Annotated in this window: 20 protein-coding genes; 10 read left to right on the top strand and 10 right to left on the bottom strand. The window is 65.6% G+C overall.

Annotated elements, in window-relative coordinates; translation table 11 throughout:
* Positions 1-210: 210 nt before the first annotated feature.
* The gene (locus GV819_RS30185) at positions 211-1164 is read left to right on the top strand and encodes a nucleoside-specific channel-forming protein Tsx (protein ID WP_161759688.1); all 954 of its coding nucleotides are present in this window, start codon (positions 211-213) and stop codon (positions 1162-1164) included.
* Positions 1165-1252: 88 nt separating this feature from the next.
* Positions 1253-2287: a purine-nucleoside phosphorylase gene (locus GV819_RS30180; RefSeq protein WP_161759687.1), complete on the top strand. Its 1035-nt coding sequence runs from the start codon at positions 1253-1255 to the stop codon at positions 2285-2287.
* Positions 2288-2924: 637 nt separating this feature from the next.
* Here the strand turns inward: GV819_RS30180 and GV819_RS30175 are convergent.
* The 3 genes from GV819_RS30175 to GV819_RS30165 all read right to left on the bottom strand — a co-directional run bounded on the left by GV819_RS30175 (position 2925) and on the right by GV819_RS30165 (position 5026).
* Positions 2925-3881 (bottom strand): quinone oxidoreductase family protein, encoded by a 957-nt coding sequence (locus GV819_RS30175; protein WP_161759686.1) that lies wholly within the window; start codon positions 3879-3881, stop codon positions 2925-2927.
* A 29-nt stretch (positions 3882-3910) separates the two neighbouring features.
* Positions 3911-4084 (bottom strand): DUF1427 family protein, encoded by a 174-nt coding sequence (locus GV819_RS30170; RefSeq protein ID WP_161759685.1) that lies wholly within the window; start codon positions 4082-4084, stop codon positions 3911-3913.
* A gap of 162 nt (positions 4085-4246) precedes the next feature.
* On the bottom strand, positions 4247-5026 hold the full coding sequence (locus GV819_RS30165) for an AraC family transcriptional regulator (protein ID WP_161759684.1): 780 nt from the start codon (positions 5024-5026) through the stop codon (positions 4247-4249).
* A 233-nt stretch (positions 5027-5259) separates the two neighbouring features.
* On the opposite strand from GV819_RS30165, the gene GV819_RS30160 reads away from it, so the two are divergent.
* Complete coding sequence (locus GV819_RS30160; RefSeq protein WP_161759683.1) at positions 5260-5487, top strand: DUF6555 family protein; 228 nt, start codon at positions 5260-5262, stop codon at positions 5485-5487.
* A gap of 96 nt (positions 5488-5583) precedes the next feature.
* Here GV819_RS30160 and GV819_RS30155 read toward each other — a convergent pair whose 3' ends face one another.
* Complete coding sequence (locus GV819_RS30155; protein WP_161759682.1) at positions 5584-5754, bottom strand: metallothionein; 171 nt, start codon at positions 5752-5754, stop codon at positions 5584-5586.
* Positions 5755-5907: 153 nt separating this feature from the next.
* Entirely contained in the window at positions 5908-6675 is a 768-nt protein-coding gene (glcC, locus tag GV819_RS30150) for a transcriptional regulator GlcC (RefSeq protein ID WP_161759681.1), read from the bottom strand.
* A gap of 232 nt (positions 6676-6907) precedes the next feature.
* Between glcC and glcD the strand changes: the two genes are divergently transcribed.
* Genes glcD through GV819_RS30130 form a run of 4 tightly spaced genes read left to right on the top strand, consistent with a single transcriptional unit; the run spans position 6908 to position 11122 of the window.
* Positions 6908-8407, top strand: coding sequence for a glycolate oxidase subunit GlcD (glcD, locus tag GV819_RS30145; RefSeq protein ID WP_161759680.1), 1500 nt, complete (start codon positions 6908-6910; stop codon positions 8405-8407).
* Complete coding sequence (gene glcE / locus GV819_RS30140) at positions 8407-9471, top strand: glycolate oxidase subunit GlcE (RefSeq protein WP_161759679.1); 1065 nt, start codon at positions 8407-8409, stop codon at positions 9469-9471. Before glcD ends, glcE begins: the two co-directional genes overlap by 1 nt.
* A 3-nt stretch (positions 9472-9474) precedes the next feature.
* Complete coding sequence (gene glcF / locus GV819_RS30135; protein ID WP_161759678.1) at positions 9475-10692, top strand: glycolate oxidase subunit GlcF; 1218 nt, start codon at positions 9475-9477, stop codon at positions 10690-10692.
* A 22-nt stretch (positions 10693-10714) separates the two neighbouring features.
* The gene (locus GV819_RS30130) at positions 10715-11122 is read left to right on the top strand and encodes a heme-binding protein (RefSeq protein WP_161759677.1); all 408 of its coding nucleotides are present in this window, start codon (positions 10715-10717) and stop codon (positions 11120-11122) included.
* A gap of 7 nt (positions 11123-11129) precedes the next feature.
* Here the strand turns inward: GV819_RS30130 and GV819_RS30125 are convergent, their stop codons facing one another.
* Positions 11130-11582, bottom strand: a complete 453-nt coding sequence (locus GV819_RS30125; protein WP_161759676.1) for a DMT family transporter — start codon at positions 11580-11582, stop codon at positions 11130-11132.
* 2 nt (positions 11583-11584) lie between these two features.
* Positions 11585-12088 carry a DMT family transporter gene (locus GV819_RS30120; RefSeq protein ID WP_161759675.1) on the bottom strand — a complete coding sequence of 168 codons (504 nt, stop codon included), beginning with the start codon at positions 12086-12088 and terminating at the stop codon, positions 11585-11587.
* A 113-nt stretch (positions 12089-12201) separates the two neighbouring features.
* On the opposite strand from GV819_RS30120, the gene GV819_RS30115 reads away from it, so the two are divergent.
* Positions 12202-13158 (top strand): LysR family transcriptional regulator, encoded by a 957-nt coding sequence (locus tag GV819_RS30115; protein ID WP_161759674.1) that lies wholly within the window; start codon positions 12202-12204, stop codon positions 13156-13158.
* Positions 13159-13232: 74 nt separating this feature from the next.
* On the opposite strand, the gene GV819_RS30110 is transcribed toward GV819_RS30115, so the two are convergent.
* Entirely contained in the window at positions 13233-14552 is a 1320-nt protein-coding gene (locus tag GV819_RS30110; protein ID WP_161759673.1) for an Nramp family divalent metal transporter, read from the bottom strand.
* A 157-nt stretch (positions 14553-14709) separates the two neighbouring features.
* Between GV819_RS30110 and GV819_RS30105 the strand changes: the two genes are divergently transcribed.
* On the top strand, positions 14710-15171 hold the full coding sequence (locus GV819_RS30105) for a thiol-disulfide oxidoreductase DCC family protein (RefSeq protein ID WP_161759672.1): 462 nt from the start codon (positions 14710-14712) through the stop codon (positions 15169-15171).
* Positions 15172-15189: 18 nt separating this feature from the next.
* Here the strand turns inward: GV819_RS30105 and GV819_RS30100 are convergent, their stop codons facing one another.
* Entirely contained in the window at positions 15190-15717 is a 528-nt protein-coding gene (locus GV819_RS30100; RefSeq protein WP_161759671.1) for a DUF3833 domain-containing protein, read from the bottom strand.
* A gap of 24 nt (positions 15718-15741) precedes the next feature.
* A complete protein-coding gene (locus GV819_RS30095) occupies positions 15742-16251 on the bottom strand; it encodes a chalcone isomerase family protein (RefSeq protein ID WP_178126133.1) in 510 nt (169 codons plus the stop codon).
* 536 nt (positions 16252-16787) lie between these two features.
* On the opposite strand from GV819_RS30095, the gene GV819_RS30090 reads away from it, so the two are divergent.
* The coding region (locus GV819_RS30090) for a hypothetical protein (protein ID WP_161759669.1) at positions 16788-17478 on the top strand (691 nt) is incomplete at its 3' end.

Raw genomic sequence — 17478 nt, 5'->3', positions numbered from 1 at the left:
GCTCCACTGGCCTGCAGTCTGCGGTCATTACGCAGGTTTGCGGATACTCCAAGCACCTTGCCAGCCGTTTCCAGCGGTTTTTTCAATTTTTCATTTCAACTTGGTACGCCATATGCAAACGTTTGCGAGCTGTAATTTTGTGGGTGTTCGCCGCCTTCTGCCGAAGGATCGAACACCAGGGACTTCACACTGCAAGAACAGGGACTTTCCATGCACAACCCTCTACGACGCCATGCGTCCTGCCGCGCCTTGGCCGTTTCGATGTTGCTGGCCGGCGTTACGGGACTACCCAGCGCCTTCGCCCAGCCCTCCGCCGCCGCGGACGACTCGGCCCAGGGCGAAAGCCTGAGCAGCGATGTGCAACCGGCCAAGCCCGGTGCCTACCTCTCCGACTGGTACAACCAGGATTTGATGCTGATCGGCAGCAAGGACATCAGCTTCGGTCCGCGCCCGGCCGACGACATCTACCTGGAGTACGAATACTTCGGGCGCAAGGGCCCCTTCGAGCTGTACGGCTACATCGACCTGCCGAAGATCCTCGACATCGGCAACAGCCACGACAAGGGCATCTGGGACCACGGCTCGCCGCTGTTCATGGAGCACGAACCGCGGATCTCCATCGACTACCTGGCCGGCCGCAGCCTGGCCATCGGCCCGATCAAGGAATGGTACGTGGCCTTCGACTGGATCTACGACCACGGCAGTCGCACCGCCAACCGTGCCAACACCCTGTACAGCGGCCTCGGTACCGACATCGACACCCATTCGCGGGTCAACCTGTCGGCCAACTTCTACGGCCGCTACCAGTGGGAGAACTATGGCGCCAGCAACGAGTATTCCTGGGACGGCTACCGCGCCCAGTTGAAGTACATCGTGCCCATCGACCGCTTCAGCAATGGTGCATCGCTGACCTACATCGGCTTCACCAACTTCGATTTCGGTTCCGACCTGCACAAGGACAACCCGGCGCGTACCGCCAATGCCACGGTGGCCACCAACGTGCTGCTGTATTCCTTCACCCACCTGCGCTTCACCCTGGTGGGCCGCTACTTCCACAACGGCGGCAACTGGGAAGACGGTAGCGTGCTGAATTTCGGCGACGGCGAGTTCCGTGCCCGTTCCAATGGCTGGGGTTATTACGCGGGGGTCGGGTATCAGTTTTGACGCCGGCATCAACCACAGGCCGTTCGCGACGAGTTGCAAGATTGATCAGGCAGGATAAGCGCCGAATATCGGCAGTCATGGAGGTTTTATGCGTTTGATTCAAGATTGTTCATGGGCCATCGGGCTGGCGCTCGCGGGGGGATTGGCCAGCACGGCCGGGGCCACAGAGGCGCCGATCAAGCCCAAGGTGGTGCTGATCAGCATGTTTGCGCCAGAGGCGCAACACTGGATCGAGCGGCTGCACCTGAAGCGCGAAATCCGCGTGCCGGGGCTGGCGGCGGAGTATCCGAGCATTCGCTGCAATGACCAGGATGTCTGTCTGTTGACCACCGGCATGGGCCAGACCAATGCCGCGGCATCGACCCTGGCACTGGCCCTGTCGCCGAAGTTCGACCTGCGCCAGAGTTATTTCCTGATTGCCGGGATCGCCGGCATCAGTCCGCACCAGGGCACCATCGGCACTGCCGCCTGGGCCCATTACCTGGTGGAGTTCGGCACCCAGTGGGAAATCGACTCCCGGGACGCGCCCAAGGCCTGGCCCACCGGTTACCTGGGGATAAACACCAAGGGCCCGAATGAAAAACCACCGCTGGACTACAAGACCGAAGTCTTCGAGCTGAACCCCAAGCTCCAGGCCAAGGCCTTCGCCCTGAGCCATCAGGTGACCTTGAGCGAGAGCAAGGAATCGGCGGCCTGGCGCCTGAAGTATCCCCAGGCCCCGGCCAACCAGCCGCCGGTGGTGACCCGCTGCGACACCCTGGCCGGCAACACCTGGTTCTCCGGCACGCGCCTGAGCGAACGGGCCGAGGTCTGGACCCGCCTGCTGACGGACGACAAGGGCGTGTACTGCACCACTCAACAGGAAGACAACTCCACCTACGAAGCCTTGCTGCGGGCCAGCCGCGAAGGCCTGGTGGACATCCAGCGCCTGGCGGTGCTGCGGGCCGGCTCCGACTTCGACCGTCCGGCACCGGGGGCCAGTGAAGTGGACAACCTGCTCAAGTACGCCGACCAGGGCGGCTTTGTCCCGGCCTTGGAGAACCTGTACCGGGCGGGCAATCCGCTGGTGCAGGACATCCTCAACAACTGGTCGACCTGGGAACAGGGTGTGCCCGACGCCTGACCTCCTCCCGTAGGAGCCGGCTTGCCGGCGAAGGCGGTCTCAAGGCCCTCTTCGCCAGCAAGCTGGCTCCTACCAAAGGCATAAAGCGCGGCGCATTCCCCGTAGGAGCCGGCTTGCCGGCGAAAGCGATCTCAAGGGCCCCTTCGCCAGCAAGCTGATCCCCAACCAAAGGCATAAAGCGCGGCGCATTCCCCGTAGGAGCCGGCTTGCCGGCGAAAGCGATCTCAAGGGCCCCTTCGCCAGCAAGCTGGCTCCTACCAAAGGCATAAAGCGCGGCGCACCTCCCCGTAGGAGCCGGCTTGCCGGCGAAAGCGATCTCAAGGGCCCCTTCGCCACCAAGCTGATCCCCAACCAAAGGCATAAAGCGCGGCGCACCTCCCCGTAGGAGCCGGCTTGCCGGCGAAGGCGATCTCAAGGGCCCCTTCGCCAGCAAGCTGATCCCCAACCAAAGGCATAAAGCGCGGCGCACATCCCCGTAGGAGCCGGCTTGCCGGCGAAGGCGGTCTCAAGGCCCCCTTCGCCAGCAAGCTGATCCCCCAACCAAAGGCATAAAGCGCGGCGCACCTCCCCGTAGGAGCCGGCTTGCCGGCGAAGGCGGTCTCAAGGCCGGCCCATTCGATAACCACAGAGCGCGGGCTCAGGGGATGAGGATGACTTTCTCGCCGCGCCCCTGGTTCACTTCGGCATAGCGCTCCAACCCTTGCTCCAGCGGCGACTCGTACAAGCCTTCCGGCAACGGCAGCAAGCCCTCGTCGAAATAGCGGCCGAACTGCTCCAGCATTGCCGCGCACGCCTCGACGCCGTACAGCAGCGAATTGATCCCCACCACCGAGCCCCCCTTGCGATACAGGGCCAGGGCCGGCAGTTGCACATGCCCGTCCACCGGCGCGGCAATGATGGCGATGCGACCGAAGGTGGCCAAGGCCGGCACCGCTGCCGGCAGCCAGAAGCCGGTGGTGTCGAAGATCACTTCAGCGCCGTCGACGTAATGTTCCGCAACCTGGGCCGCCAAGGCCTCGGGCTGGGCCAGTTGCAGGCTCGGATAACCCTGGACCTGCAGCGTCTGGACCTGCTGCGGACGCCGTGCCGCCGCCAGCACCCGGGCGCCACGCACCTTGGCCAGGGCCAGCGCCGCGCTGGCCACTGCGCCGCCGCCAATCACCAGCAAGCGCGTCCCCGCCACCACGCCGCTGCGCTCCAGGGCATCCCAGGCAGTGGTGTAGGGCACGCCGAGGCTGGCGGCCTGGGCAAAGCTCAGGTGCCTGGGTTTATGGGCCACGCCCTTGGCCGACAGGACTACGTATTGGGCATGGCTGCCGTCGGCGAAAAAACCCAGCTCCTTGCCGGTGCCCCAGACTTCCTGGCCAAGCAGCTCGGCCGGCCCCTGCTCCACCACTCCGGCGAAGTCCCGGCCGGGAATCCGTGGCAGCGTGGTGTAGGGAAAACGTCCAAGGACATTCTTCACGTCGCTGGGATTGAGACCCGCAGCCTTGATCCGTACCAGTACCTGATCGGCACCCGGCACCGGGGTCGGGACCTCCACCCATTGCAAGGAAGCAAGGTCGCCAGTGGCGGAAAATTGCAATGCGTTCATCGTCGTCTCCATCGGATAGAAGTCAGGATTCAAGACAGCCAATGGGCCAGCAGGTGCCGCCCCAAGGGCCACAGTTGTTCACCGCCGAGCATGCCCAGCAGGCCCACCAGGGCAATCGCCGGTGGTGCTGGCGAACGCACTTGCAAGGCACCGTAAAGCAGCCCGACCAGCAGGCCGGCCGCCAGGGAAATCAGGTAGTTCATGCTGCACTCCAGAACGCGGGGGGTCAGGCTGATGCGTCGCCTCGACAGCGCGACCTGCAGCCGCTGCGGTGTTGTGGTGTCTGGAGCAAAGTCTAGGCAGCAGCCGTCGCCGGCATCGGCCAAGTGCTTCAGGATTTCGGCCAAAACCGCGGCGCAAGGCGCTCAGGCGTGAAGTTCAGCGCCAGCGTAGTGAGAAGGCGCGATGCCCAGCTCGCGACGGAACATGTCACTGAAGCTGCTGGGGGAATACCCCAGCTCACGAGCAATGCGGCTTACCGGCACGCCCTGGATCAGTTCCGCGGCCGCCGTGGCCAGCTGCACCTGGCGCCGCCAATCGGCAAAGCCCAGGCCCAGTTGTTCCTTGAACAGCCGCGCCAGGGTGCGCACGCTGGCTCCCGCCGCATCGGCATGCTGTTCGAAGGTGATCTCCACCGAGGGCGCAGCCATCACCGCCTGGCACAGGTTGACCAGGCGCCGGTCGGAAGCGTCCGGCAAGGCGATCTTCAGCTGTGAGCGCCGAGCCCGGCGCAGCTCCAGCAGGGCCAGGCCCACCAAGGCCTCATAGTAGTCCGGCTGCTGGGCATCGGGAGCATCCACCAGGCGCACGATCAGCTCCCGCAGCAGGCTGTCCACCTGCAGCACCTGGACACTGGCGTCCAGGGTCGCCGCCAGGGACGGGCGCAGGTAGATGTTGCGCATCTGCAGGTCGCTGACCACGCGAATCCCGTGGACCACCCCCGGTGGCAGCCACACCGCGCGCTGCGGTGGCACCACCAGGGCTTCATGGGGCGTCTCGACCCACATCACCCCGCTCATGGCATACAGCAACTGGCCCCAGGCGTGCTCGTGGGGCTCGATGAACAGCCCCCGCGGATAAGTGCGTGCCAGGGGCTGCACCGGGATCGCGGTGTCACTGAGGTCGGGAGGGGCAGCTAGGGCCATGGCAAGGTCGCGGCAGGTCGGCGGGCACTTATGGTAACCAGCCATCGCGAGGGTCGCCAGCAGCGCGGCGAGGGCGGCGGCACATCCACATGAAGTGCTCCACCCAGCCGGCAAACCCGTTTGGCAAACATGCCCGGGGCGTCATGACCGCCTGTAGCCTGGTCGGATAATCCGAGTGAATTTTTCCGCGCGCCAAGGATCATTCAAGGATCACAGGGAGGAATAACGGCTTTATGAACAATGCAAAACTCTTCGTCATCGAGTACACCCTGCACGGCGTGCCCAAGTCCTTCATCATCCGCCAGGAAAAAATGGACAATGCCGAAGCTTGGCACTGGGCCAGTTGCGACGCCGGGGTCGGTCGCATCGCACGCTTCGGCCGGGAACGGGTGAAGAAGACCAGCAAGCCTGCGGCAGAGAACTTGGGTATCGAAAATGTCACCTGGCGACCTTCGGCCTAGGCGCCGGGTGAAACCCTGTGGCGGCTGGGGAGGCACGTACCACCCTCGGTGACCCGAATGCGGGTGAAGCCGGCTGGCCCCACCCGCCTTGGGTGCTCAGCCGTGGGCACCCTTGGCGCACTTGCAGCCTTGGGTGGAAGCGCACGGCTCGCCATGGGCGTGATGATCGGCACACCCCTGACAGCAGTAGTGCTTGCCGTGACGGACAACCGCATGAGGCCCCAGCTTGCAGGTGCAGGCCGGGCAGGCACAGGTTTCATTGGACATGGCATGACTCCTTATTCATGAGGCTCGAGGCCGCGAACCCTGCCGACACTGCAGGCCGTCACTCGGCTCGAGTCCTCACAGGTTAGGCCAGCCCTTCCCCCGGCCCTGGCACAGGCGACTGATGGTCGCGCGCACCTCATCGGCGCCAGCCCCTCACTCCCAGCCGTGCAGGCGCAGGGTCGCCCGCACCAGGCGCTGCTCTTCGTCTTCGATGTCCTTGAGGTTCTGCGCGATACCCTGGATATGCGCCACTGCCGCCTTGCGCGCCTGTTCCGGCAGGCGCCCGGTGACGGCGTTGTACAGCCGTGTGTGCTGGCGGTCGATCTGGCGCTTCGGCGCCGGGCGGTGATAGAGGTTGTTGACCGAGGCGAACACCGAATTGAGCAGCAGGTCGGTGAGCGAGCCCAAAGTCTGCACCAGCACCGGATTGTGCGAAGCCTCACAGATGGCCAGGTGGAAGGCATGGTCCAGCCGCGCCAGGGCGGCGGGTTCCAGGGCCTGCTCGTGGGCATCCAGCAGCGCCTGGTAGCTGCGGCCGATCAGCACGAAGTCCGCGTCGGTGCCGCGCAGCGCCGCCAACCGCGCCGACTCGCCTTCTAGCAGGCTGCGCACCTCCAGCAAGTCGTAGAGGGTGCGCGGCTGGGAGCTGAACAGGTGCAGCAGCGGTGAGTCCGCGGCCGGCGCCGACAACTGCGCCACCTGGGAGCCGCGACCGTGCACGGTGTCGATAATGCCCCGGGCCCGTAACAGTTTCAGGCCTTCGCGCAGCGCTGTGCGCGACACCCCGAGCTTGGCGGTCAAGCGCCGCTCGGAGGGCAGCAACTGGCCGGTCTTGAACACCCCGTCGACGATCAGCCGCTCGATCCGTGCGCAAACCACGTCCGCTACCTGGGGCCGGCGAGTCGATTGTGGGTCCTGCATGGCGCCTCCCACTGGTATGACCAGTCATGTCCTGATGACCAACCCCGTCCAACCGGGCCGCCAAGATGCTGAAAATTCGCAAGTTATCGAAAGGCCTTGGCCTCAGTCAAAAAACAAAGTGGTTCGACCACTGCACACACCCGTGGACACTAAAGCCCTACGGGCCAATGATGCAAGGCAGCCGTAATGCTCTCGCGACCTGATAAAAACAACCCAAGGTCCTTAGCCAGCCATGACCATTCTCTATGACGAAGCACTCGACGGCGCCCTGCCCGACGTCGACAAACATGCCCTGATCCGCGCCCTGCGCCAGCACCTGCCGGACCTGGAGCTGCTGGCTCAGGAACAACAGCTCAAGCCTTACGAATGTGATGGCCTCAGTGCCTACCGCACCACCCCGATGCTGGTGGCCTTGCCGCACCGCCTGGACCAGGTCCGGCGCCTGCTGCAGATCTGCCATGAACACCGGGTGCCGGTGGTGGCCCGAGGCGCTGGCACGGGTTTGTCCGGCGGCGCCCTGCCACTGGAGAAAGGCTTGCTGCTGGTGATGGCGCGCTTCAAGGAGATCCTCCATATCGATCCCGCCGCGCGCTGCGCCCGGGTCCAGCCGGGGGTGCGCAACCTGGCGATCTCCCAGGCGGTGGCGCCTTTGGGCCTGTACTACGCCCCCGACCCATCGTCACAGATCGCCTGCTCCATCGGCGGCAATGTCGCGGAAAACGCCGGCGGCGTGCACTGCCTGAAATACGGCCTGACCGTGCACAACCTGCTCAAGGTCGAAATGCTCACGGTCGAGGGCGAAGCCATGACCCTGGGCAGCGAGGCCCTGGACTCGCCAGGGTTCGACCTGCTGGCGCTGTTCACCGGTTCCGAGGGCTTGCTGGGGGTGATCACCGAGGTCACGGTCAAGCTGCTGCCCAAGCCGCAGGTGGCCAAGGTGCTGCTGGCGGCCTTCGACTCGGTGGAAGCCGCCGGCCGCGCGGTGGCCGCGATCATCGCCGCGGGGATCATTCCCGGTGGCCTGGAGATGATGGACAACCTGGCGATCCGCGCCGCCGAGGACTTCATCCACGCCGGCTACCCGGTGGACGCCGAGGCCATCCTGCTGTGCGAACTCGATGGCGTCGAAGCCGACGTTCACGACGACTGCGAGCGGGTCCGCCAAGTGCTGGAACAGGCCGGTGCCACAGAGGTCCGCCAGGCCAGGGACGAAGCCGAGCGGGTGCGTTTCTGGGCCGGGCGCAAGAACGCCTTTCCGGCGGTGGGCCGGCTGTCGCCGGACTATTACTGCATGGACGGCACCATTCCCCGGCGCCAGTTGCCAGGCGTATTGCGTGGCATCGCCAGCCTCGCCGCCGAGTACCAACTGCGGGTGGCCAACGTGTTCCATGCCGGCGACGGCAACATGCACCCGCTGATCCTGTTCGATGCCAACCAGCCCGGCGAGCTGCAACGGGCCGAGGCCCTGGGCGGCAAGATCCTCGAACTGTGCGTGGCAGTGGGCGGCAGCATCACCGGCGAGCACGGCGTGGGCCGAGAAAAGATCAACCAGATGTGCGCCCAGTTCGACCGCCACGAACTGACCCTGTTTCACGCGGTCAAGGCGGCCTTCGACCCCGGCGGCCTGCTCAACCCCGGGAAGAACATCCCGACCCTGCACCGCTGCGCCGAATTCGGTGCCATGCACATCCATCACGGGCAACTGCCCTTCCCCGAACTGGAGCGATTCTGATGAGCGCGGCCACGGATTTCGACGCCAGCGCGGCGTTGCTGGAGCAGGTTCGCCAGGCATTGGCAAACGGCACCCCGCTGCGCATCCAGGGTTCCAACAGCAAGGCCTTTCTGGGACGCGACAGCGCCGGGGAGATCCTCGATACCCGCAGCCATCGTGGGATCGTCAGTTACGACCCCACGGAGCTAGTGATCACGGCCCGGGCCGGCACGCCACTGAGCGAATTGCACGCCACCCTGGACGCCGCCGGGCAGATGCTGCCCTGCGAGCCGCCGTCTTTTGGCGATGGCGCGACCCTGGGTGGCATGCTCGCCAGTGGCCTGTCCGGCCCCCGTCGGCCCTGGGCCGGCGCGGTACGCGACTATGTGCTCGGCACCCGGCTCATCAGCGGCAGCGGCCAGCTCCTGCGCTTTGGCGGCGAGGTGATGAAAAACGTCGCCGGCTACGACCTGTCGCGGCTGATGGCCGGCAGCTACGGCTGCCTGGGAGTGATCACCGAAGTTTCCCTGAAGGTCCTGCCCAAACCCCGGCAATGCCTGAGCCTGAGCCTGGAAATGGACCGGCAGAAGGCCCTGACGCAGCTCGCTGAGTGGGGCCAGCAACCCTTGCCGATCAGCGCCGCCTGCCACGACGGCGAGCGCCTGCACCTGCGCCTGGAAGGCGGTGAAGGCTCGGTGACCGCGGCCCATGACCGGCTCGGTGGCGACCCCCTGGATTCAGGTTACTGGAGCCAGCTCAATGAACAGCAGCTGGCCTTCTTCGATCCTGGCCTGCCGCTCTGGCGCCTGTCGCTGCCCCACAACACAGCGCTGCTGGGGTTGCCCGGCACACAGCTGCTGGACTGGGGCGGCGCCCAGCGCTGGCTTCGCTGCGATGCCCCCGCCGAGCACATCCGCAGCGCCGCCAGCGCGGTCGGCGGGCATGCCAGCTGCTACAGCCACGGCCTGCTGGACAGCCCGTTCCAGCCCCTGGCGCCGACCTTGCTGCACTACCACCAGCGCCTCAAGGCGCAGCTGGACCCGCAAGGGATCTTCAACCCTGGCCGACTCTACGCGGAGCTCTGACCCATGCAGACCACCCTCAGCCCAGAGGCGCGCGCACTACCCCGGGCCGCAGAAGCCGAGCGCATCCTGCGCAGCTGCGTGCACTGCGGTTTCTGCAACGCCACCTGCCCCACCTACCAGTTGCTGGGCGATGAACTGGACGGCCCGCGCGGCCGCATCTACCAGATCAAGCAGGTGCTCGAAGGCGCGCCAGCGACGATCGAGACCCAGCAGCACCTGGACCGCTGCCTGTCGTGCCGCAACTGCGAGACCACCTGCCCGTCCGGGGTCGATTACCACAACCTGCTGGACATCGGTCGCGCGGTGCTCGACCAGGCGTTGCCACGCCCCCTGGGCCAGCGCTTGCTGCGCACGGCCCTGCGCTCGCTGACGGCCAATCCGTCGCTGTTCAAGGCCCTGATCAACAGCGGCAGCCGCCTGCGCCCGCTGCTGCCCCACGCCGTGCAGGACAAGCTGCCGCGCCAGTTACCCCAGGCCAAGGCGCGCCCCGCGCCGCGGCATGCACGCCGGGTGCTGCTGCTCGAAGGTTGCGTGCAACCGGGCCTGTCGCCCAATACCAACGCTGCCACAGCCCGGGTCCTGGATCGCCTGGGCATCAGCGTGCAGCCCGTGAGCGAGGCCGGTTGCTGTGGCGCCGTGGACTATCACCTCGACGCCCAGCACGCCGGCCTGCAGCGCGCCCGGCGCAACATCGACGCCTGGTGGCCACAACTGCAGCAAGGCTGCGAGGCTATCGTCCAGACCGCCAGCGGTTGCGGGGCCTTCATCAAGGATTACCAGCAACTGCTGGCCAACGACCCGGCTTACGCGGCCAAGGCGCAGCACGTCAGCGCCCTGGCCCGGGACCTGGTGGAAGTGCTGCGCGATGAACCCGTGGAGCAACTGCAGGCCCGCAGTGGACAGCGCCTGGCCTTTCATTGCCCCTGTACCTTGCAGCACGCGCAGAAGCTCGGCGGCGAGGTTGAGAGGCTACTGGAACGCCTGGGTTTCAATCTCACCGCGGTGCCCGACAGCCACCTGTGCTGCGGTTCGGCGGGCACCTACTCACTGACTCAACCGACCCTGGCCCGGCAACTGCGCGACGACAAACTGCGCGCCCTGGAGAGTGGCCAGCCGGACGTGATTGCCACCGCCAACATCGGTTGCCAGACCCACCTCGACGGCGCTGGACGCACCCCGGTGCGCCACTGGATCGAAGTACTGGAAGCCGCCCTGCCCTGATCCTCAATCCCTGGAGCATGCCATGCAGCACAAAGCCGTACTGGGTCAACACGAAGTCCAGCGCATCCTCATCACCGCCCGCGCCGAGGCCCAACGCAACCAGTGGGCGGTGAGCATTGCCGTGGTCGACGACGGCGGCCACCCCCTGGCCCTGGAGCGCCTCGACGGTTGTGCACCGATCAGCGCCTACATCGCTACCGAGAAAGCCCGCACTGCAGCCCTGGGCCGGCGCGAATCCAAGGCTTATGAAGACATGGTCAATGGTGGGCGCAGCGCCTTTCTCTCGGCGCCGCTGCTGACCTCCCTGGAAGGTGGCGTACCGATCCGCGTAGGCGGCCAGGTGGTCGGCGCGGTGGGGGTTTCCGGGGTCAAGTCCGGCGAAGACGCGCAAGTGGCGCTGGCCGCCGCCACATGCCTGGACAGCGACTGAAGCCTGCTCAGGCGCGGCGCACACTGCTGCGATACATGAACAGCAGCGCCAGCGCCAGGCACAGCATCGCCAGCAGGCGGCTGCCGGACAGCTCGATGGCCGGGTTGCCGAACCAGCCGAAGTGGTCGATCAGCATGCCCATGCCCAACTGCCCGAGAATCACCGCCACCGTGGCCACTGCAGTGCCGACCCGAGGCACCGCGCCCACCATCACCAGCATGTAGACCACGCCGAACAGCGCGCCAGTCAGCTGCCATTTCGGCGCCTGCAACAGGCTCATGGCCTGGGGCGGCTGGAAAAACACGATCAGCAGCCCGGTGATCAGGGCACCCACGGCAAAGGTCAGCAGGCTGCTGCGCAACACACCGACGCTTTCCCCCAAGCGGCCATTGATCGCCGCCTGCACACTCAGCACCGCACCAGCGGCCACCACCACAACCAGCAATAGCAACAGATTCATCTTCAACCTCGGGCAATCAGGATCAGGGCCAGCACAATCAGCGCCAGGGCCAGCCAGCGCTCGGCATTGACCGGTTTGCGGGTGCTGCCGAACCAGCCGAAATGGTCGATCAGCACGCTTTTGCCCACCTGCCCGGAGAGGATCGCGATCATGCTCATGGCGATGCCGATATGGGGCGTGGCCAAGGTCAGCACCACCACGTAGATCGGCCCCAGCACCCCGCCCAGCAACTGCCAGCGCGGCAACTGGCTGAAGGCTGGGCCCGGCTGCGGGCCGCTGAACAACAGCAGCAGCAACAGCAGCGCCGTGCCCACGCCGAAGATGCTCAGGGTCGCCCACAGATGCCCGACCTGGGTGCCCAGCGGGCCCAACAAACCGGCTTCCACTGACAAGCCCATGCCCGCCAGGATCACCAGCGGCAACAGCATCAGGCGCCGCCAGCCGGCAGCGGGTACAGCGCTCGCCGGCGGGTTCGGCAGCGCTACTTCTATAGCTTCAGAGGACATGCAACACCTGCTCGACATCAAGGAATGGCCGGCATTATCGATTGCACGAGCTTTGCGATAAATGTGAGCATACCGACAACACTTTTGCGCAAAACGCACAACAGGATCGCCCCATGCACGGCTTCAACGATCTCGGCTTCAAGGCCCTGCGCCTGTTTATCGCGGTGCTCGACCAGGGCAGCTTCTCCGCCGTGGCGCGCCGCGAGGGGCTGGCGCCCTCCTCCATCTCACGGCAGATCCAGCTGATGGAACAAGCCCTGGGCCAGCAGTTGCTCTACCGCCATACCCGCGCCGTCAGCCCCACCGAGGCCGGGCGCCTGCTGGGGCACCATGCGCGGCGGGTGCTGGCGCAGTGGGAGGAAGCCGAGCAAGCGCTGCAAGAGCAGCAGGACGAACCGGCCGGGCTGGTGCGGATCAACGCCCCGGTGGTCTTTGGCCAACTGCACCTGTCACCCTGGCTCGGCGAACTGCACGGGCGCTACCCGAAGCTGCAACTGGATATCCAGCAGACCGACAGCTACATCGACCCCCTGCAGGACGGCACCGACCTGCTGTTTCGCATTGGCACCCTGGAAGACTCCTCGATGCAGGCGCGCCTGCTGGCTCCCCAGCGCTACCGAGTGGCGGCCAGCTCGGCCTACCTGGCCCGGCACGGCACCCCGCAACACCCGGAGCAGCTGCACCAGCACCAATGCCTTGCCTACAAGGGCGAGACCGGCCAGCAGCGCTGGTTCTTCCGCCAAGGCCGGGAAGACTGGACGCCCTACAGCGTCAAGGGCCCGCTGACCGGCAACCACGCCGACACCCTGACCCAGGCCGCCGAACAGGGCCTGGGGCTGGTGATGTTCCCTTCCTGGCTGATTGGCGAAGCCCTGCACCAGGGCCGGCTGGTGGCGCTGTTCGAAGACTTCGACGTGGCCACCAGCCTGGAACCGCAACAGATTGCCGCCCTCTGGCCCGGCAGCCGGCGACTCTCGGTGAAAGTGCGCACGGTGATCGACTTCTTCGTCGAGAAGTTCGGCCCGGAGCCGTACTGGGAACGCCGCCCCGCGCCCACACCCGCCCCGTAGGCGCTGGCTGGCCAGCGTAGGCGCCAGCAAGACTGGCACAAGGCGCAGCGGCCCCTTCGCCGGCAAGCCGGCTCCTACAGGGCCAGTTGCAGGATCAGCCAGGCGTTGGCCGCGCTGATGATGGCGAACAGGCTCCAGGCCAGGACCCGGGTCGGCCAGCGGTTGACGAATTCGCCCATCAGGCGCCGGTCGTTGGTCATGCGGATCAGCGGGTACAGAGCGAACGGCAGTTGCAGGCTGAGTACCACCTGGCTCAGGACCAGCAGTTGGCCGACGGCGCCATCGCCCAGCAGCCAGACGCCGATGAACGCCGGGATCAGCGCCAGGCCCCGGGTGATCAGGCGCCGCTGCCAGCAGGGAATCCGCAGGTCGAGGTAACCCTCCATGATCACCTGGCCAGCAATGGTGCCGGTGAAGGTCGAGCTCTGCCCCGAGGCCAGCAGGGCAACGCCGAACAGCACGCTGGCCAGGGCGCCGCCCACCAGCGGGTCCAGCAGGTGGTAGGCATCCTGGATCTCCACCACGTCGCTGTGCCCGGTGTTGTGGAAGGCCGCGGCGGCGAGGATCAGGATTGCCGCATTGACCAGCAGCGCCAGGGACAGCGAGCCGATGGTGTCGATCCGCGCCAGCTTGATCGCATCGGCGCGGCTGGCCAGGTCCTGGCCGACCAAGCGGGTCTGCACGATGGAGGTGTGCAGGTAAAGGTTATGCGGCATCACCGTGGCGCCAAGGATGCCGATCGCCAGGTAGAGTGGCGCAGCATCGCTGATGGCCGAGAGCGACGGCGTAAAGCCCCGGGCCACGTCCGGCCAGTAGGGTTTGATCAGCCACAGCTCGATGAAGAAGCACACGCCGATGGTCGCCACCAGCGCTAGCATGATCGCTTCCAGCCGGCGAAAACCGCGGTTCTGCAAGGCCAGCACCAGCAGCGTGTCGAAGGCGGTGATGACGATCCCGGTGCTCAGGGACACCCCCAGCAACAGGTGGAAGGCCAGGGCGCAACCGAGCACTTCCGCCAGGTCAGTGGCGATGATCGAGACCTCCGCCAGCAGCCACTGGGTGCGCGCTGAACGGGTGCTGTAGCGCTCGCGACAGAGCTGGGCCAGGTCGCGGCCGGTGGCAATTCCCAGGCGAGAACACAGGCATTGCACGGCCATCCCGGCCAGGCTCGCCAGCAGCACCACAAACAGCAGGTTGTAGCCGTAGCGTGAACCGGCCTCGATCGCCGTGGCCCAGTTGCCGGGGTCCATGTAGCCGATGGAAATCAACAGCCCGGGCCCAGCGAAACGCAGCAGGCGCTTGAACAGCGAGGCGCCGGGATCGACGGACACGGAGCCCGCCACTTCCGGCGGGCAGAAGGGTGCGGTGGCTATTTTCGGCAGGCTGAATTTCACACGTGCTTCCAGGACGAATGGGCGCAAGGGCCCAGCTTAAAGGTTTCAGCGAAAGCACCCAAGCCTGAATTTTTTCCACCAGGGCGCGTATGCTGCGCAACTACAACGCCCGCAGCAGCGTGCTGCCGGGCATCGTTTCCTTATCCAAGGTTGCCCTGTGAACAGCACTGCGAAGCCCCCGGCAGACGATACGCTGCCGCCTTTCCTGCAACCCGGTGACCGGGTGCTGTTGTTCGACGGGGTGTGCAAGCTGTGCAATGCCTCGGTGCGTTTTGTCATCCGCCACGACCGCCAGCGACGGATCAAGCTGGCCTCGGTGCAATCGCCCCAAGGCCAGGCACTGCTGGCCAGGTTCGGCCTGTCCACCGAGCAGTTCGACAGCGTGGTGCTGATCGAAGGCCAGCACCTGTCCCAGCGTTCCACGGCGTTTATCCGCCTGATGGCCCTGCTCCCCGCCCCCTGGTGCTGGTTGCGCCTGTTGCAGTGGATTCCGCAGCCGCTGCGGGACTGGGGCTACGACCGCATCGCGCGCAACCGCTACCGGCTGTTTGGCCGCTATGACATGTGCCTGCTGCCCAGTCCCGATCACCGCGGGCGCTTTCTCGACGACCCGTCCTGACACCCGAGGGGGCCCGGATCAATCGGGCTGGCGGCGGAAGAACAAGGTCACCTGCCCCAGTTCGACACCCAGCTTGGTCATGTAGGAACGATTGGCCAGGGTGTTCTCATCCAGCAGGTACATCCAGTCGTCGAAGTGCACTTGGTAGGTCTTGCCGTCCACCGGCAGGTTGAGCACGTAACGCCAGTGCAGGGTATTGCCGGAGACTTCCCCCAGGGCCTCGCCGACCACATCGTCGGCGGTGCCACGCCACAGGCCCGGGCCCGCCGGGCGCAAGGTCCAGACCCGGACTTGCCGGCTGCCGTCGCTGTAGGTGAAGGCCTCGTGCATGATGAATGCCTCACCTTCGCTGCGGCTGTCGATCTGCACATGGAAGCGCTTGAGCACCTCGCCGGAGCGTTTCTGGAACAAACCCCAGGCTTGCACCCGGCCACTGAAGAACTGGCGCAGTTCGAGCTGCGGGTTTTCGTTGCGGTACTGCTTGACGTCCTGGCCGCTGCACGCGGCCAGCAGCAGGCACAACACCAGCAAGCCATTCTTGAGCATCGATGATCTCCTGTGCCGCAGCCGTTACTGGCCCAGCAGTTGGGTACGCAATTGCGGATTGCGCGTGCGCGGGTCGAGCCAGATGGCGAAGAACGCCCGGGCGAAAGCCTCATCGTTGACCGTGTGCTGCAAGCGCTGGTCGACAAAGAACTGCACGCCGCGACCGGGCAAGAACACGCCGATGATCTTCCGGCCCGGCTCGACATCGACAAAGGCCTGCTGCATCTGCGCCTGCCAATCCTTGAGCTGGGCCGCGCTGACGTTTGCGCCGGACAGGCGCTGGATTTCATCGAGGCTGGTCTGCACCAGGTCGTCGCGACTGATGTTGCGCTGGTAGGTCAGTTCCAGGGCAAAGGGGCTGTCGGCCGCCAGTGGCTTGGCGGTGCCCCAGAGCCGCGCGCTATAGACCTTGAAACCAAACCAGCTGAACTCCCCGCTGCCCAGCACTTGGGCGTTGGGCAGCGCCTGTTGCCAGCCGGCGCTGGCGGTGGCGCTGAACAGCACCAGCAGCCACATCCAGCGAACCGCCGTCAGCCGCGCTGTGTGATTCATTCAGGGATACCTGCGCAGCAGCGGAGCAAACACCGGGCTGGCGGGTTCGGGTCTTTACCGAGGCTCTGGAGCAGCCGGTGGCAATGCCCGGAGAGAGGATCGTGCATGGCGCGGGTCTCCAACAGGCTGGCGCGGCAGACAGAGGCCTGCCGGCGCCAGGAATTGGCGGACCCAAGGTGGCCGATTACTCAACTGACCCAGCCCCTGTTCAACTTGGGCTTGACCTCAGGTCCAAAAGGGCGGGAGCGGTGGCCGCTAACCAAGCAACGTCCTGGTCAGGTTGAACACCACCCCACATAAAAAACCTATACGAATAATTTATTTTTGTACAACTAACTGCCGAAAAAAAATCCTTCCCTGTGAAAAAAAACTTATACAAAAACCATTCAGCTGCCCTGTCCAGGTACAAGAAAAAGCCAGACTGAAATTCATCTTCCAGCCCTGGATTGCCCCTAGATACGCGCCAACGGTGCATTTGGATGCTAGCGTGGCGCACCGTTCATCCGCCGAGTGCGCCCATGCTGCTGTTGAAACTGCTGACGGTTCCAGGATTCCTGCTGTTGATCTCCCTGGCGAGCAAACGCTGGGGCCCCAATGTCGCGGGCTGGCTGGCCGGGTTTCCGGTGGTGGTGGGACCGATCCTGCTGTTTCTTGCCCTGGAACAAGGCCCGCTGTTCGCCACCCATGCGGCGGTGGCGGCCTTGTCTGCGTTGTTCGCCATGGTCGCCTTCAGCGTCGCCTACTGCCATGCCGCGCAAACCCTGGCCTGGCCCGGCGCCTTGAGCATCGCCTGCCTGGTCTGGGTGCTGCTGGCGGCGGTCATCGCCCAGTTCCCGGCGTCCCTGGGCTTCTCCCTGCTCTGCGCCGCCAGCGCCCTGTTGCTGGCACCCCGGGCGTTTCCCCGGGTAGGCACCCTGCCCACCAGCTCCGCCGCCAAGCCCGACAAACTGCCATACCGCATGCTCGCCGGTGCCCTGCTGACCCTGGCCGTGACCCTGCTGGCCAGTACCGTTGGCGAACGCTGGAGCGGCATGCTCGCGGTGTTCCCGGTGCTCGGCAGCGTGCTGGCGGTGTTCTCCCATCGCAGTCACGGGGTGGCCTTCACCACCGTCTTGCTGCGCGCCCTGACCACCGGCCTGTATTCCTTCGCGGCGTTCTGCCTGGTGCTGGCGCTGGCCCTGCCGAGGATGGGGCTGGGGGCTTTTATGC

The sequence above is a fragment of the Pseudomonas sp. Fl5BN2 genome, from assembly GCF_009908205.1.
In the GTDB taxonomy this organism is placed as follows: domain Bacteria; phylum Pseudomonadota; class Gammaproteobacteria; order Pseudomonadales; family Pseudomonadaceae; genus Aquipseudomonas.
Note: the sequence above shows the minus strand (reverse complement) of the source record. Positions and strands in the feature narration are given on the sequence as shown.

What these genes read in the sequence shown, in the direction of transcription:
- GV819_RS30185 (WP_161759688.1), top strand. Translation starts at nt 211, where the DNA reads ATGCACAACCCTCTACGACGCCATGCGTCCTGCCGCGCCTTGGCCGTT.
- GV819_RS30180 (WP_161759687.1), top strand. Translation starts at nt 1,253, where the DNA reads ATGCGTTTGATTCAAGATTGTTCATGGGCCATCGGGCTGGCGCTCGCG.
- GV819_RS30175 (WP_161759686.1), bottom strand. Translation starts at nt 3,881, where the DNA reads ATGAACGCATTGCAATTTTCCGCCACTGGCGACCTTGCTTCCTTGCAA.
- GV819_RS30170 (WP_161759685.1), bottom strand. Translation starts at nt 4,084, where the DNA reads ATGAACTACCTGATTTCCCTGGCGGCCGGCCTGCTGGTCGGGCTGCTT.
- GV819_RS30165 (WP_161759684.1), bottom strand. Translation starts at nt 5,026, where the DNA reads ATGGCCCTAGCTGCCCCTCCCGACCTCAGTGACACCGCGATCCCGGTG.
- GV819_RS30160 (WP_161759683.1), top strand. Translation starts at nt 5,260, where the DNA reads ATGAACAATGCAAAACTCTTCGTCATCGAGTACACCCTGCACGGCGTG.
- GV819_RS30155 (WP_161759682.1), bottom strand. Translation starts at nt 5,754, where the DNA reads ATGTCCAATGAAACCTGTGCCTGCCCGGCCTGCACCTGCAAGCTGGGG.
- glcC (WP_161759681.1), bottom strand. Translation starts at nt 6,675, where the DNA reads ATGCAGGACCCACAATCGACTCGCCGGCCCCAGGTAGCGGACGTGGTT.
- glcD (WP_161759680.1), top strand. Translation starts at nt 6,908, where the DNA reads ATGACCATTCTCTATGACGAAGCACTCGACGGCGCCCTGCCCGACGTC.
- glcE (WP_161759679.1), top strand. Translation starts at nt 8,407, where the DNA reads ATGAGCGCGGCCACGGATTTCGACGCCAGCGCGGCGTTGCTGGAGCAG.
- glcF (WP_161759678.1), top strand. Translation starts at nt 9,475, where the DNA reads ATGCAGACCACCCTCAGCCCAGAGGCGCGCGCACTACCCCGGGCCGCA.
- GV819_RS30130 (WP_161759677.1), top strand. Translation starts at nt 10,715, where the DNA reads ATGCAGCACAAAGCCGTACTGGGTCAACACGAAGTCCAGCGCATCCTC.
- GV819_RS30125 (WP_161759676.1), bottom strand. Translation starts at nt 11,582, where the DNA reads ATGAATCTGTTGCTATTGCTGGTTGTGGTGGTGGCCGCTGGTGCGGTG.
- GV819_RS30120 (WP_161759675.1), bottom strand. Translation starts at nt 12,088, where the DNA reads ATGTCCTCTGAAGCTATAGAAGTAGCGCTGCCGAACCCGCCGGCGAGC.
- GV819_RS30115 (WP_161759674.1), top strand. Translation starts at nt 12,202, where the DNA reads ATGCACGGCTTCAACGATCTCGGCTTCAAGGCCCTGCGCCTGTTTATC.
- GV819_RS30100 (WP_161759671.1), bottom strand. Translation starts at nt 15,717, where the DNA reads ATGCTCAAGAATGGCTTGCTGGTGTTGTGCCTGCTGCTGGCCGCGTGC.